Below are 14899 nucleotides of genomic sequence, written 5' to 3' on the forward strand. Positions count from 1 at the left end.
CCGACTTCTCCAGGACAACACCAGAATGCATATGGAAAATTTTGCCCCGATCATGTTCACGGGGCTGATCGTGATCATGCTGATCGGGTTCCCCGTCGCGTTTTCGCTAGCGGCGCTAGGCCTGTTCAGCGGCTTTTATGCCATCGAAATGGGTTGGTTTCCCGCCAACTTCATGTCCACCCTGCCGATCAATATGTTCGGCATTCTCTCCAATGACCTGCTGCTGGCCATTCCCTTCTTCACGCTGATGGGGGCCGTGCTGGAAAAGTGCGGGCTTGCCGAAGACATGCTGGACTCCATGGGCCAGCTGTTCGGCCCCGTGCGCGGCGGCCTGGGCTACTCGGTCATCATCGTCGGCTTCATCCTGGGCGCCATCACCGGCACCGTGGCCGGACAGGTGATCGCCATGGCCATGATTTCGCTGCCGGTGATGATGCGCTATGGCTACAACATGCGCTACGCCACCGGCGTGCTGGCAGCCTCGGGCACCATCACCCAGCTCGTGCCGCCTTCGCTGGTGCTGATCGTCATGGCCGACCAGCTGGGTCGCTCCGTGGGCGATATGTACAAAGGCGCCTGGGGCCCGGCCATTTTGCAGGTGCTGATCTTCGCGATCTACACCTTCATCCTGGGTCGCATCCGCCCCGAGCATGTGCCCGGCCTGCCCAAGGCGGCGCGCACGCTGCACGGCTGGGCGCTGTGGGGCAAGTGCCTGCGCGGCATCATCCCCTCGGCCATCCTGATCTTTGCCGTGTTGGGCTCCATGGGCGGTCTGCCTTTCATGGACCACGCCATTGCCACTCCCACAGAAGCCGGCGCCATGGGTGCCGTAGGCTCGCTGATTCTGGCCGCCATCCACAAGCGCCTGAACTGGGCTCTGCTCAAGGATGCCATGGACGGCACCATGCGCCTGACCGCCATGGTGGTCTTCATCCTGATCGGCTCGCGCGTATTCTCCCTGGTCTTCCAGGGCGTGGACGGCGCCATCTGGATCGAGCACATGCTCACCGACCTGCCAGGCGGCCAGATTGGCTTCCTGATCGTGGTGAACATCTTCATCTTCTTCCTGGCGTTCTTCCTGGACTTCTTTGAAATCGCCTTCATCATCTTGCCGCTGCTGGGCCCTGTGGCACACAAGCTGGGCATCGATCTGGTCTGGTTCGGCGTGCTGCTGTGCGTGAACATGCAGACCTCGTTCATGCACCCGCCTTTCGGCTTTGCGCTGTTCTATCTGCGCGGCATCTCGGACACGCTGTTCAAGGAAAAGCGCATAGACCGGCCTGTCAAATCCAGCGACATCTACATGGGCTCCATCCCCTGGGTGGTGATGCAGGTGATTCTGGTGGCCATCGTGATCTTCTTCCCGCAGACGGTGACCGTGTTCCTGGACAAGGAAGTGGTGGTGGATCTGGACAAGGTGCAGCTGGAGATGCCGGCAGATATTCAGCAGGGCAACCCCATCGACCTTGATGCGCCGTTTGTGGTTCCCGGCGAAGCACCGGCCGCCCCGGCAGCTGACGCCCCAGCGGCCCCCACGGCCCCGGCCGCTCCTGCGCAATGAGGGAAAACAGCTTGCCGCTGCCTCAAGAATCAGGGCTGAAAAAAGAGCTGGGCAAGGCGCTGGAAAGCGCCGCCTACCCTACTGCCGTGCGATGCCTGTCGGTCGTCATCGTGCTCGCTCTGGCGGGCTTCGCACTGTGGTCGGCACCGTCTTTGCGTGAAGTCCAGTGGTCGTTCGCCACCCTGTCCACCTATGGTCTGGCGGGCGTGCTGCTGGCCTGGGTCGGCTGGTGGATGGTCTTCAGCCGCACACGCTATGCCGATGATGAACTGGTTCAGACCTGGCTCTGGGACAAGCGCGTCCATGCGCGCGAGGTCGCCACCTTCAAGATCGTACACTGGCCCTGGTTGCAGTTCATCGTCTCGCCCCGCATGCTGGTGCGCAAGCGCAACGGCGGCATGACCTGGATGCATTCGGCCGATGTGCGGCTGCTGGTCGCCTTTGGCGAGAGCGTGGTCCGCCAAGGCATGCAGCCTTCAGCATCGTCCAAAGCCTGATCAAGCCCCCACCTTCCCGCCATGAAAAAAGCCTCGCTGAAACAGCGAGGCTTTTTTGTTCTCAGGCCTTGTGGCCCGGCACCGCTTACAGCTTTTGCTGCTGCATGAAGCGGTCGAACGTGCCTTCGGTGAAGCGGAACCAGGCATTCTGGTCGGCCAGGAATTTTGCGTAGTCGGGGTAGATCTTCTTCCACTCGGGATTGGAGTTGTTCAGATCCGCATAAATCTGCTGTGCAGACTTGAAGGCCGCATTCATCACGTCCTGCGTGAAGGGGCGCAGCTTGGTGCCCGAGCCCACCAGCTGCTTGATGGCCGTGGGGTTCTTGGAGTCGTACTTGGCCAGCATGGTCACGTGAGCGTGCGAAGCCGAGGCCTCGACGATCGCCTTGTACTCGGCCGGCAGACCGGCCCAGGCCTTGGTGTTGATGTAGAAGTCCAGCTGAGGACCGCCTTCCCACCAGCCGGGGTAGTAATAGAAGGGGGCGACCTTGTTGAAGCCCAGCTTCTGGTCGTCATAAGGGCCCACCCACTCCAGCGCGTCGATCGTGCCTTTTTCCAGTGCGGGGTACAGGTCGGCACCGGGAATGGACTGGGGAATCACGCCAAACGGCTCCAGCACCTTGCCTGCGAAAGGGTTGGTACGGAACTTCAGGCCCTTGAGATCGGCCACGGACTTGATTTCCTTGCGGAACCAGCCGCCCATCTGGGCGCCGGTATTGCCGCCGGGCAGATTGATGATGTTGTACTTGGCGTAGAACTCGCGCATCAGCTTCAAGCCGTTGCCTTCGTACATCCAGGCATTCATCTGGCGTGCGTTCATGCCGAACGGCACGGCGCAGCCCAAGCAGAAGGTGGGGTCCTTGCCGTAGAAGTAATAGGGAGCGGTGTGCGCCATTTCGACGGCTGCGCTCTGCACGCCGTCCACCACGCCGAAAGCGGGCATCAACTCGCCGCCGGCATGCACCGAAATCTGGAACTTGCCGCTGGTGGCTTCGCTGACTTTCTTGGAGAAAATTTCAGCCGTACCGTAAATCGTGTCCAGCGACTTGGGAAAGCTCGAAGCCAGACGCCAGCGGATAGTCGCTTGCGCATGCACGGCGGGGGCTGCGGCAGCAGCCAGGACGCCGGCGATGCCAGCATTTTTGAGAATGGAACGACGATCCACTGCGGTCTCCTTGATGAACGGTGTGCTTGAACAGTCAAACGATCTGCGTCGTCTTACATGATCGTTTGGAAATGTACATGAGCCAATGACTCGCACCGCTTCGAAAAGCGCCCGTTCCACTAGGAACTTCTACCTAGATCAAGGTAAGTCGGTGCCAGTGAAATTCAGGAGCAGGCATTCACTATCAGCGCGTGTTCACAGCCGCACCACGCTCATATAGCTGGCGTAGCGGAACTCGGAGAAGCGATCCCACAGCAACTGATCGTGCTGAAAGCTGCGCAGGCTGCGGTGAATTTTCTTGAAGCTGGGAGACTTGGTTTCGTTTTCCGCCATGGACTGCATCACGGTCTTGAAACCGGCATCCATGAGCTCTCTGGGAAAGGCCCTGAGCTGGACCCGCTCGCTGAGCAGCTTTTTGAGCGCTGCGGGATTGAGGGCCAGATACTTGCCCGTCATATCGCGCGCCGCCACGCTGGCTGCGGCCTCCACCATGGCCTTGAACTCCGGCGTCAAGCCCGCATAGGCCTTGGCATTGATGAAGAAGGCCAGCTCCGCTCCGCCCTCCCACCAGCCGGGATAGTAGTAATACGGTGCAATCTTGCCAAAGCCCAGCTTCTGGTCGTCATAGGGGCCGACGAACTCCACGGCATCGAGTCGGCCTTTTTCCAGCGCCTGATAGGCCTCGTTGATAGGCATGTTGAAAGCCTGCACGCCCAGCTTTTGCAGAGCCTCGCCAAACAGGCCGCCGCCCACGCGCATCCTCAGGCCCTTGAGGTCGGCCACGGTCTTGATTTCCTTGCGAAACCAGCCCCCCATCTGCGTGCCCGTATTGCCCGCGCTCAGGCTTTTGATGTTGTATGCGGCATAGAAATCGTCCATGAGCTTGCGCCCACCGCCATGCTCCATCCAGGCGTCCATCTGCCGGGCCGTAAACCCAAAGGGCACGGCGCAACCCAGGGCAAAGCAGGCATCCTTGTCGGTGAAGTAGTAAGGGGCGGTCAGCGCCATTTCGATGGCATCGCTTTGAATTCCATCCACCACGCCATACGCAGGCATCAGCTCGCCGGCTGGGTGCACGGACACTTCAAACTTGCCGCCTGACAAGGCCTTGAGCGTCTGTGCAAATTTCTCGGCCGAACCGAAGACCGTGTCCAGCATCTTGGGAAAGCTTGCCGCAAGCCGCCACCTCAGCACGTCCTGCGCATGGACGGCCGGAGCCATTCCTGCTGCCAGCACTCCGGCCATGCCCACATGTTTGACGAGTGAGCGACGATCCATGAAGGTTTCTCCGCGAGTAGTTTTCATTAACAAGATGGGGTTATAGCAGCCTTGAAGAGGCCGCTTGCGCTTGCGTCCAGCCAGCATTCTAAAAACGCAGACGCTTGCTGAGGGCAAGATTCGCAGGGCAAAGCAGCTGCCGTCAGTGTTCCCGGCGTTTGCCCACAAAAAAGGCCCTTCTTCGAAGGGCCTTGATGGACTGCAAGCGACGGAATCAGGCCTGCGCGGCCGCCAGACGCTGGCGAATCGATGCTTCGATCCCTGCAGCATCCAGCCCTTGCAGCGCCAGCAGCTTGACCGGGTCGCCATGCTCGATGAACTGATCGGGCAAGCCCAGCTGCAACACCGGCTTGCGCAGCCCCTGCGCGGCCAGCGTTTCCAGCACGGCGCTGCCTGCGCCGCCCATGATGCTGCCTTCTTCCAGGGTCACGATCAGCTCATGCTCGGCAGCTACCTTGAGCAGCAGTTCTTCATCGAGCGGCTTGGCCCAGCGCATATTGACCACGGTGGCATCCAGTGCCTCGCCAGCCGTCAGCGCCGGGTACAGCAGCGTACCGAAGGCCAGGATGGCGACCTTCTTGGTAGCGGATTCGCGGCGGATCTCGCCCTTGCCAAAAGGCAGGCCTTCCAGAGTCTCCAGCGGAGCCACGCCCACACCGGCGCCACGCGGGTAGCGCACGCACACGGGATGGTCCTGCTCGTAGGCTGTCGTCAGCAACTGGCGGGTTTCGCGCTCGTCGGCCGGGCAGGCCATGCTCATATTGGGAATGCAGCGCACAAAAGCGATGTCGTAATTGCCAGCGTGCGTGGCGCCGTCGGCCCCCACCAGACCCGCGCGATCCAGCGCAAACACCACGGGCAGGTTTTGCAATGCCACGTCATGAATCAGCTGGTCATAGCCGCGCTGCAGGAAAGTGGAGTAGATGGCCACCACGGGCTTGAGGCCTTCGCAGGCCATGCCGCCGGCAAAGGTCACGGCATGCTGCTCGGCAATGCCCACGTCGTAGTAGCGGCCGGGGAAGCGCTTGTGAAACTCCACCATGCCCGAGCCTTCACGCATGGCCGGCGTGATGCCGACGAGGCGCTGGTCCTTGGCCGCCATATCGCACAGCCAGTGGCCAAACACCTGGGTGAAGGTCTGCTTGGCCGGTGTGGCGGGCTTGACCAGACCGACGGCCGGGTCAAACTTGCCGGGGCCGTGGTAGGCGATAGGGTCCACTTCGGCCAGCTTGTAGCCCTGGCCTTTCTTGGTCACCACATGCAGAAATTGCGGGCCTTTGAGGCTTTTGATGTTCTCCAGCGTGGGGATCAGCGAATCCAGGTCGTGACCGTCGATGGGGCCTATGTAGTTGAAGCCGAACTGCTCGAACATGGTGGCAGGCACGACCATGCCCTTGGCCTGTTGCTCCAGGCGCTTGGCCAGCTCCAGCAGCGGCGGCACCTGCTTCAAGACGCTCTTGCCCACATCGCGGGCCTTGGCGTAGAACTGGCCGCTCATCAGCTGGGCCAGATAGCGGTTCAGCGCGCCCACGGGCGGGCTGATGCTCATATCGTTGTCGTTGAGTATGACCAGCAGATTGGCATCGGCCACGCCGCCGTTGTTCAGTGCCTCGAACGCCATGCCGGCGGTCATGGCACCGTCGCCGATCACGGCAATCGCACGGCGGTCCTCGCCTTTTTGCTTGGCCGCCAGCGCCATACCCAGGGCTGCCGAGATGCTGGTGGACGAGTGGGCCGTGCCAAAGGTGTCGTACTGGCTCTCGGCACGCTGGGGAAAGCCCGAGAGGCCACCGAACTGGCGCAGGCTGTCCATGCGGTCGCGCCGACCGGTCAGGATCTTGTGCGGATAGGTTTGATGACCCACATCCCAGACCACGCGATCGCGTGGCGTGTCAAACACCGAGTGCAGGGCCACCGTCAGCTCCACGGTTCCCAGGTTGGAACTCAGGTGGCCGCCGGTCTTGGAGACGCTGTCGATCACATAGGCGCGCAGCTCGCCGGCCAGCGCCTTGAGCTGTGCACGCGAGAGGCGGCGCAGGTCTGCCGGGTCATTGATGGTTTGCAGCAAGGAATAATTGTTCGTGGACATGATCTATATTTTTAATAGCTGCTTTCGCACGCCAGTATTGCACTTGAGGCCAATTTACCTTGCATTATCAATGGCTGCGCTGCACCACCATATCAGCCAGGGCTGCCAGGGCCTGAGTATCGGCCAGGCCGCTGCGGGCCAAAGCCGCATGCGCCTGCTGACGCAGCTCCTCGGCATGGGCGCGGGCGCGCTCCAGCCCCAGCAGCGAGACATAGGTGGGCTTGTCGTTGGCGGCATCCTTGCCGGCGGTCTTGCCCAGCGTGGCGGAGTCGGCCACCACATCCAGAATATCGTCCACCACCTGGAAGGCCACACCCAGCGCCTGGCCGTACTCGGTCAACGCCTCGATGGCCCTGGCCTCGGTCTGCGCATTGCAGACGGCCCCCATGAGCACGCTGCCCAGCAGCAGCGCACCGGTTTTGAGACGGTGCATTTCGCTCAACTGGCTTTCCGTCAGCTGCTTGCCCACGCTGGCCAGATCGATGGCCTGGCCGCCGGCCATGCCATGGCTGCCAGCAGCAGCACCCAGCAAACGGCATAGCTTGGCCTGCATGGAGCAGGGAATGTCATCCTCCTCGGGCAGCAGCAGCTCGAAGGCCAGCGCCTGCAGCGCATCGCCAGCCAGCAAGGCCGATGCTTCACCAAACTGCACGTGCACGGTGGGCTTGCCACGGCGCATGACATCGTTGTCCATGCAGGGCATGTCGTCATGCACCAGCGAATAGGCGTGGATCAGCTCCACCGCGCAACCGGCACGCAGCGTGGCTGCAGCGTGGCCGCCCACTGCCTCGGCAGCCGCCCAGACCAGCAAGGGGCGCAGGCGCTTGCCACCATCGAGCACGGCATAGCGCATGGCTTCGCCCAGACCTGCAGGAGTGTTGACTCCCACCCAACGCGACAGCGCATCTTCGGTGCGGGCCAGCCGCTCCAGCATCCAGACGGAAAAATCCAGGGTCTTCAAATCGGCTCCTGCTTGAGGCTGCTCGGCAATCATTTCTGCATTCATGGGCGCTTGTTCACTGCGTTGAGTCTGGCAAATACCAGGACTAGTCCTGAGTCCAGGGGGACAGCGTGCCTTCATCCAGCACCTTGACCTGCTCCTGCACTGCGTCGAGCTTGCCGCGGCAATAGGCCAGCAACTCGGCTGCACGCTGATAGCCGGTCAGCATCTGCTCCAGCGGCAGCTGGCCCGACTCGATGTGTGCAATCAGCTGCTCCAGCTCTTGCAGGGCGGCTTCATAGCTAGTGGGCTGGGCAGAGGTTTTGGCGGCTGCGGCCTTGGGCATGGATGGTATGGGGCAGTGTTGGAAGGAAGCGACGATTTTAGGCGTGCCAGCGACGAAAGCGCGCAATGCGGGAAAAGGCCGGTAACCATTCATGACAGTCGGGGCGCAAATACGGTGGCGCCACTTGCGGCAAGCCCTGGGTCCAGGGGCAAACACGGGTTTGCGCAAACGGTAAGTGCTCCCCCTCCTGTTGACGAGTTCAATACACGTACCGAAGCAGCGGAAATAACCCCACAGGTTACAATCCCATTCCCCGTCAAACCGGCCCCAGGTCTGGTCATCTTGCCAGGGCATCTCGTGTGGTGAGCCTAGCGGCGACTCCACCCAACTGCCCAGAGCACATGCCCAGACAAGGCCGGTTTCGTTTTTTACCCGCGCGCACGCGCACCCTCCCTGTGGGGAGTCTTTAGGTCAGGTCATGTCTGATTTAAGTCTTCAACTGCAGCAGGCCGCAAGCCAACTACCAGTTTCAAGCTATTTCGACCAGGCTCTGTTCGAGCGTGAGTTGGAAACCATTTTCAAGCGCGGCCCGCGTTATGTGGGCCATGAGCTAGCAATCCCCGAGATTGGCGACTACTACGCCCTTCCACAAGAAAAGGAAGGGCGCGCCCTGGTGCGCAACGCCAGCGGCCAGGTGGAGCTGATCTCCAATGTCTGCCGCCACCGCCAGGCCGTGATGCTCAAGGGCCGCGGCAATCTGCTGACCGAAGGCAAGGGCCATGCGGGCGGCAACATCGTCTGCCCGCTGCACCGCTGGACCTACAACACCAGCGGCGAGCTGCTGGGCGCGCCCCATTTCAGCCACGACCCCTGCCTGAACCTCAACAACTACCCGCTGCGCGAGTGGAATGGGTTGCTGTTCGAGGACAACGGCCGCGATGTGCAGTCAGACCTGGCCGGCATGAAGCTCAAGGAGCAACTGAGCTTCGAAGGCTTTGTGCTCGACCACGTCGAGATCCACGAGTGCAACTACAACTGGAAGACCTTTATCGAGGTCTATCTGGAGGACTACCACGTAGGCCCCTTCCACCCCGGTTTGGGCAACTTCGTGACCTGCGACGATCTGCAGTGGGAGTTCTCCAAGCAGTACTCGGTGCAGACCGTGGGCGTGGCTCCCAGCTTTGGCCGCCCGGGCTCCGACATCTACAAGACCTGGCATGAGGTGCTGCTGGCCTACCGCGAAGGCCAGTTGCCCGAGCGCGGTGCCATCTGGCTGACTTACTACCCCCACATCATGGTGGAGTGGTATCCGCATGTGCTCACCGTCTCCACGCTGCACCCGCTCGCCGTGGACAAGACGCTCAATGTGGTGGAGTTCTACTACCCTGAGGAAATCGCGGCCTTCGAGCCCGAATTCGTCAAGGCGCAGAAGGCCGCTTACATGGAGACCTGCATCGAAGACGATGAGATTGCCGAGCGCATGGATGCCGGCCGCAAGGCCTTGTTCGAGCGCGGCGACAACGAGGTCGGTCCCTATCAAAGCCCCATGGAAGACGGCATGCAGCACTTTCATGAGTGGTACCGGGATGTGATGGGTCAAGCCATCCCCCAAGGTTAATTCGAGGTAGTCTCCTCAAAACTGATAGCTGCTAGCGCTTATTGAATAAGCGCAGCAGCTATTTTTTATGCTGAATCGGTTGAAGGTATGCAAGCTTTGTGGATGGTGGCGGCAGCGCTGATTTTTGCGCTCATGAGTGTGTGTGTGAAGTTTGCCTCCCAGGACTTCAACACCGCCGAGATCATTTTCTACCGCGGCCTGGTCAGCATGGCCTTGCTGGCCTGGCTGGCCAAGCGCAACAAAGTGACCCTGGCCACCAAGTACCCGCGCGAACACGCCTGGCGCAGCTTGGTGGGCGTCATCTCCATGGGAGCCTGGTTCTACGCCATCGGCCATCTACCCCTGGCCACCGCCACCACGCTCAACTCCATGAGCAGCATCTGGATGGCGGTCTTTCTCATCCTCCAGGGCCTGTGGCTGCGCCATCTGATGCGCAAGGACAATGTGCTCAACCCCCACAGCAGCCGCGCCATCCCCCCCTTCCCCTGGGGCCTGGTCAGCACCGTGGTGCTGGGCTTCGTCGGCGTGCTGCTGGTGCTGCGCCCCAGCAGTGCTCCGCCACAGGAATGGGCTGCCGCTCTGGGCGGCCTGTTGGGCGGCATGTTTGCCGCCATGGCTTATATGCAGGTCACCACCCTGTCGCATCTGGGCGAGCCCGAATCGCGCGTGGTGTTCTACTTCTCCTTGGGCTCTGCCGTGGCAGGCGGCATCACCATGCTGTTTACCGGCATCTCGCCCTTCCCCGGCTGGAGCGTGCTGTGGCTGCTGCCGGTAGGCGTTCTGGCGGCCGTGGCACAGATGTGCATGACCCGGGCCTACGCCACGGCGGGCAGCAAACGCAACACGTTGGTGGTCGCCAATCTGCAGTACTCGGGCATTGTGTTTGCCGCCCTGCTGAGCTTGCTGCTGTTCGGTGAAAGCATCCCCCTGATAGGCTGGGTGGGCATCGTGATCATCGTGTTCAGCGGTGCCATGGCTACGGCTTTGCGTTCGCGCGGCTAGTGCTTTTGCGGCCTCTGCCGCCGCATAATGGATTGCACCCCACGGAAGAGCCGGCGCTCTTCCGTTACTGATTTCGGAGCAGCAATCCATGACGACTTCCAGACCCGAGCACTACAACACCCTGATCTCCGTCGAGCAACTGGCCGATCTGCAGGCCAGCGGCAAGCCTCTGATGGTGTTTGACTGCAGTTTTGATCTCATGAACCCGCCCGCAGGCCATGAGCAGTATCTGCAATCCCATCTTCCAGACGCCGTGTTTGCCGATCTGGACAAACACCTCAGCGCCCCGCATGGCGTGCCCGGCGCGCACGGCGAAGTGGCCATCAGCGGCCAGGCCGCCTCCGGCGGGCGCCACCCCCTGCCCACACGCGAGCGTTTTGCCGTCTGGCTGTCGGCCATCGGTTTTTCCAACGATATGCAGGCCGTGGTCTATGACAGAAACAACGCCAATTACTGCGGTCGCCTGTGGTGGATGCTGCGCTGGGCCGGCCACGATGCCGTCGCCCTGCTCGACGGCGGGCTGCAAGCCTGGCAAGCCGCAGGCCAAAGCGTGAATGCGGGCGAGGAGCCTGCACGCTTCCAGTCCAATTTCGAGCTGGCTGCGCCGCTGGAAACGCTCAAGACCGCCGATCAGGTGCAGGCCGAACTGGGCCAAAGCGCCCAAACCTTGATCGATGCCCGCGCTCCTGCCCGCTACCGCGGCGAAGTGGAGCCGCTGGACCCTGTGGCCGGCCATATCCCAGGCGCGCTGAACCGCCCTTTCTCCAGCAATATCGCCGCCGATGGGCGCTTCAAGCCTGCAGCCCTGCTGCGCGCCGAGTTTGAAGAGCTGTTGGCCGGACGCGATCCTGCCGGCGTGGTTCATCAGTGCGGTAGCGGTGTCAGCGCCACACCCAATGTACTGGCCATGCGCATCGCCGGTTTTGCACCCACCGCCTTGTTTGCCGGCAGCTGGAGCGAATGGTGCAGCCAGCACGGCCGCCCGGTAGAGCGCGGCTGAGCCGCGCCAAGAATGTGATGAGCGCGCAAGGCGCTCTGACCACCGCTGATGACCGCCTGTCGGAGCTGCGGTGGCTGTGACTGCGTTCCTGTTTTGATCTTGCCCCACATCGCGGCTCAAGCTCGACCTTGAGCCGCCTCAGAGCACCCGTTTGCGATATCCGCGCCTGCCGGAATGCATGGGGCACGACTCCCTTCCCAGCCCTGAGATCCAAGCTCAGAGGCCTCCATGAAAGCCGCATCGGCGCACACAGGCGAATGCATCGTTGCGCGGGTTTCATCGGCATTGCCTCGGCCAGCCCGTCGTGTCATTCAAATGCATTCTGACAAAGACAGCATCACCAGGCGCGATTGATCAAGTCCAGACCCCGGTTTGCTTCCCAGACAAATGCCGCCCGCAGCCAGCTTGGGCGCTTGAAGCTTCGCAGGCAGGGCAACGATCATGACGCGAACATTACTTGAATGTAACCGGCGGGTCATCCTTGCGAAATTCAGCAGTCCATAGCATGCAAACCATGTACTGAATACGGCGCTCCAAAAATTGGACGGCGCTGAAAACGACTTTCTGGAGGACTCATTCATGCCACGTCATGCGCCATTTCTTGTGACCCCCGCTCAGGTTTTTTCTCGTCGACGTTTTGTTCAGGGCTTGGCCGCTGGAGGCGTGTTGGCAGGCTTGTCAGCGCAGACATTGAGCGCATTCGCACAACAGAGCACAACCGTGCGTGGCGCCCCACCGGTATTGAGAGGCAATGAGTTCGACCTGGTGATCGCTGAGTCGCCGGTGAACTTCACTGGCAAGCCCGGCATTGCCACCACCATCAACGGCTCGCTGCCTGCACCAACCCTGCGTTGGCGCGAAGGCGAGACCGTGACCATCCGCGTCACGAACAAGCTGCGCGAGGCGACCTCCATTCACTGGCACGGCATCATCCTGCCCTATCAAATGGACGGCGTTCCCGGCATCAGCTTTGCCGGCATAGCACCCGGAGAGACCTTCACTTACCGCTTCAAAGTCCAGCAAAACGGTTCGTACTGGTACCACTCGCACTCCGGCATGCAGGAGCTCACAGGCATGTACGGCGCGATCATCATTGATCCCGCCGGACCGGAAACCATTCGCGCAGATCGTGACCACGTCGTGGTTTTCTCCGACTGGACTGACGAAGACCCCATGCGCGTCTTCGCCAAGCTCAAGGTACAGAGCGACTACTACAACTACAACCGGCCTACAGTCTTTGACTTCTTTCGCGATGCCTCGCGCGACGGCGTCTCCGCCGCGCTTGAAAAACGCAAAATGTGGAACGAGATGCGCATGAACCCGACGGATCTGGCCGATCTGTCGTCCGCAACGCTGACCTATCTGGCGAACGGCGTCACGCCAGCCGGTAACTGGACGGCATTGTTTCGCCCAGGCGAACGTGTCCGGCTGCGCATGGTCAACGGTGCAGGCAACACCTTCTATGACGTTCGTATTCCCGGACTGAAGCTCACCGTGGTGCATGTCGACGGCCTTGATGTGGAACCGGTGACGGTGGATGAATTCCGTTTCGGCCCGGGCGAAACCATTGATGTGATCGTCGAGCCGCGTGATGAGGTCTACACCATCTTCGCCCAATCCATGGACAGATCGGGCTACGCACGGGCCACACTGGCAGTGCGCGAAGGTCTGCAAGCCCCGGTTCCTGCAACCGATCCGGTCGAGTGGCTGGGCATGGGCGACATGATGGGTGCCATGGGCGGCAGCCAGGGAATGGATATGGCCGGGATGTCTGGGATGACAGGCATGGGCGCAGGCTCGATGGCCGCAATGGATCATGGAGCCATGGGTGGCATGAGTGCCGGCTCAATGGCAGCGATGGATCACGGAGCCATGGGCAGCATGGGCCAGCATGCTCCGGCGGCTTCTGAGTTCGCCGTGCCCAGTACCACGGCACGCCATGCACGCACCGAGTATGGCGCGAGCACCGACATGCGCGTGGATATGGCGCGCACCAACCTCGACGATCCAGGCATCGGGCTGCGCAACAACGGCAGGCGCGTGCTGACCCTCGCCGATCTGCACACTCCGTCAGGCCCCATGGACTCCCGCGGTCCCAGCCGCGAGGTGGAACTGCACCTGACGGGCAGCATGGAACGCAACTCCTGGTCCCTGGATGGACTGGAGTTCGGGCAGTCCACACCGGTGCATTTCCGGCATGGAGAGCGTCTGCGCGTCATCTTGCACAACGACACCATGATGACCCACCCCATGCACCTGCATGGCATGTGGAGCGAACTGGAAAGCCCGGACGGCCGCTTCCTCGCCCGTCGCCACACATTGCCGGTACAGCCTGCACAACGCATCAGCTTTCTCGTGACGGCGGACGCACTTGGGCGCTGGGCCTGGCACTGCCATCTGCTGTTCCACATGGATGCAGGCATGTTCCGCGAAGTCGTAGTGTCTTGAAAAGAACTCACTAGGGAAATCCATCATGTCCAACGCACTCCCCATTCGCGCTCTGAGCACCGCCTTGCTGACTTTGCTGAGCATGGCTGCACAGGCACAAAGCGACCATGCAGCACATGGTCAGGCCGTCCCCCAGATAGCTGCGCCGCCAGCCACGGCAGCCCCCGCGGCCGCAGATCCTCATGCAGCTCACGCCGCTTCGGCAGGTGGCGCGGCAGCGCCAGCAGCCCCGGCCATGGACCATGGAAAAATGCAGATGCAAGGGGGATCGGCCCCACCCGACGCTCGCGACCCGCACGCTTACTCCGACGGTCTGAAATTAGGCTCGGGCGACTATGCCGTACCTGGCGTGCCGCGCCTGGTGCTGGCTGACGAGCACACTTTTGCATCGCTGCGCGGCGAAACGCTGGAACGCCGCTTTTCACGCAAGGGAGAGGACTCCACGACCTACGACCTGCAAGCCTGGTTTGGCACCTCCTTCAACAAGGCTGTCATCAAGGCCGAAGGTGATATCGCCAAAGGCAAGCTCGAAGAAGCGCGGACCGAGTTTCTCTGGAGCCGTGCTTTCACAAGCTACTGGGATACGCAGCTGGGCCTGCGGCTGGACAACGGCTCAGGCCCCAGCCGCCAGTGGCTGGCGGTTGGCGTGCAAGGCCTTGCACCTTACTGGTTCGAATTGGAGACCACGGCCTACATCGGTAACGGCGGCAGAACGGCACTGCGCCTGAACGCCAGCTACGAGTTGCTGCTGACCCAACGCCTGATCCTGGAGCCCAGGGCCGAGTTGCAGTTCTATGGCAAGGACGACCCGGAACGACGTATAGGCCGAGGCCTCTCAGAGGCATCCGCAGGCCTGCGTCTGCGCTATGAATTCAGCCGCCAGTTCGCGCCCTATATCGGTGTGGAACGCAGCGGCAGTTTCGGGCGTACCGCGGACTATGTGCGTGCAGAAGGCGGTCGTTCCCAGCAAACGCGCTGGGTGGCCGGCGTACGTTTCTGGTTCTAGTTTCGACAT

Annotated in this window: 12 protein-coding genes; 7 read left to right on the forward strand and 5 right to left on the reverse strand. The window is 61.6% G+C overall.

Features of this window, described 5'->3' with window-relative positions; genetic code table 11:
• Positions 1 to 25 precede the first annotated feature (25 nt).
• Entirely contained in the window at positions 26 to 1561 is a 1536-nt protein-coding gene (locus EAO39_RS17620) for a TRAP transporter large permease subunit (RefSeq protein WP_120970057.1), read from the forward strand.
• Positions 1562 to 1572: 11 nt separating this feature from the next.
• Positions 1573 to 2058, forward strand: coding sequence for a hypothetical protein (locus tag EAO39_RS17625; protein ID WP_162989605.1), 486 nt, complete (start codon positions 1573 to 1575; stop codon positions 2056 to 2058).
• An 85-nt stretch (positions 2059 to 2143) separates the two neighbouring features.
• Here EAO39_RS17625 and EAO39_RS17630 read toward each other — a convergent pair whose 3' ends face one another.
• The 5 genes from EAO39_RS17630 to xseB form a co-directional block, all read right to left on the reverse strand.
• On the reverse strand, positions 2144 to 3223 hold the full coding sequence (locus tag EAO39_RS17630) for a TRAP transporter substrate-binding protein (protein WP_120970063.1): 1080 nt from the start codon (positions 3221 to 3223) through the stop codon (positions 2144 to 2146).
• Between the two features lie 195 nt (positions 3224 to 3418).
• Positions 3419 to 4501, reverse strand: coding sequence for a TRAP transporter substrate-binding protein DctP (dctP, locus tag EAO39_RS17635; protein ID WP_120970065.1), 1083 nt, complete (start codon positions 4499 to 4501; stop codon positions 3419 to 3421).
• Between the two features lie 214 nt (positions 4502 to 4715).
• Positions 4716 to 6590, reverse strand: coding sequence for a 1-deoxy-D-xylulose-5-phosphate synthase (gene dxs / locus EAO39_RS17640; protein ID WP_120970068.1), 1875 nt, complete (start codon positions 6588 to 6590; stop codon positions 4716 to 4718).
• Between the two features lie 67 nt (positions 6591 to 6657).
• Entirely contained in the window at positions 6658 to 7596 is a 939-nt protein-coding gene (locus EAO39_RS17645) for a polyprenyl synthetase family protein (RefSeq protein WP_120970071.1), read from the reverse strand.
• A gap of 40 nt (positions 7597 to 7636) precedes the next feature.
• Positions 7637 to 7876 (reverse strand): exodeoxyribonuclease VII small subunit, encoded by a 240-nt coding sequence (xseB, locus tag EAO39_RS17650; protein WP_120970074.1) that lies wholly within the window; start codon positions 7874 to 7876, stop codon positions 7637 to 7639.
• 418 nt (positions 7877 to 8294) lie between these two features.
• Between xseB and EAO39_RS17655 the strand changes: the two genes are divergently transcribed.
• The 5 genes from EAO39_RS17655 (at position 8295) to EAO39_RS17675 (ending at position 14890) form a co-directional block, all read left to right on the forward strand.
• Positions 8295 to 9434 carry an aromatic ring-hydroxylating dioxygenase subunit alpha gene (locus tag EAO39_RS17655; RefSeq protein WP_120970077.1) on the forward strand — a complete coding sequence of 380 codons (1140 nt, stop codon included), beginning with the start codon at positions 8295 to 8297 and terminating at the stop codon, positions 9432 to 9434.
• A gap of 87 nt (positions 9435 to 9521) precedes the next feature.
• Positions 9522 to 10436 (forward strand): DMT family transporter, encoded by a 915-nt coding sequence (locus EAO39_RS17660; RefSeq protein WP_120970080.1) that lies wholly within the window; start codon positions 9522 to 9524, stop codon positions 10434 to 10436.
• A gap of 88 nt (positions 10437 to 10524) precedes the next feature.
• On the forward strand, positions 10525 to 11436 hold the full coding sequence (locus tag EAO39_RS17665; protein ID WP_120970083.1) for a sulfurtransferase: 912 nt from the start codon (positions 10525 to 10527) through the stop codon (positions 11434 to 11436).
• Between the two features lie 579 nt (positions 11437 to 12015).
• On the forward strand, positions 12016 to 13884 hold the full coding sequence (locus EAO39_RS17670) for a copper resistance system multicopper oxidase (protein ID WP_120971231.1): 1869 nt from the start codon (positions 12016 to 12018) through the stop codon (positions 13882 to 13884).
• Between the two features lie 25 nt (positions 13885 to 13909).
• Positions 13910 to 14890, forward strand: a complete 981-nt coding sequence (locus tag EAO39_RS17675) for a copper resistance protein B (RefSeq protein ID WP_205589406.1) — start codon at positions 13910 to 13912, stop codon at positions 14888 to 14890.
• Positions 14891 to 14899 lie beyond the last annotated feature (9 nt).

The organism is Comamonas sp. lk, from assembly GCF_900564145.1.
Taxonomy (GTDB): Bacteria; Pseudomonadota; Gammaproteobacteria; order Burkholderiales; family Burkholderiaceae_C; genus Comamonas.

Bases quoted from the DNA above. Each gene is read 5' to 3' on its own strand.
- EAO39_RS17665 (WP_120970083.1), top strand. From the start codon at position 10,525: ATGACGACTTCCAGACCCGAGCACTACAACACCCTGATCTCCGTCGAG.
- EAO39_RS17660 (WP_120970080.1), top strand. From the start codon at position 9,522: ATGCAAGCTTTGTGGATGGTGGCGGCAGCGCTGATTTTTGCGCTCATG.
- xseB (WP_120970074.1), bottom strand. From the start codon at position 7,876: ATGCCCAAGGCCGCAGCCGCCAAAACCTCTGCCCAGCCCACTAGCTAT.
- EAO39_RS17645 (WP_120970071.1), bottom strand. From the start codon at position 7,596: ATGAATGCAGAAATGATTGCCGAGCAGCCTCAAGCAGGAGCCGATTTG.
- dctP (WP_120970065.1), bottom strand. From the start codon at position 4,501: ATGGATCGTCGCTCACTCGTCAAACATGTGGGCATGGCCGGAGTGCTG.
- EAO39_RS17620 (WP_120970057.1), top strand. From the start codon at position 26: ATGCATATGGAAAATTTTGCCCCGATCATGTTCACGGGGCTGATCGTG.
- EAO39_RS17675 (WP_205589406.1), top strand. From the start codon at position 13,910: ATGTCCAACGCACTCCCCATTCGCGCTCTGAGCACCGCCTTGCTGACT.
- EAO39_RS17655 (WP_120970077.1), top strand. From the start codon at position 8,295: ATGTCTGATTTAAGTCTTCAACTGCAGCAGGCCGCAAGCCAACTACCA.
- EAO39_RS17670 (WP_120971231.1), top strand. From the start codon at position 12,016: ATGCCACGTCATGCGCCATTTCTTGTGACCCCCGCTCAGGTTTTTTCT.
- dxs (WP_120970068.1), bottom strand. From the start codon at position 6,590: ATGTCCACGAACAATTATTCCTTGCTGCAAACCATCAATGACCCGGCA.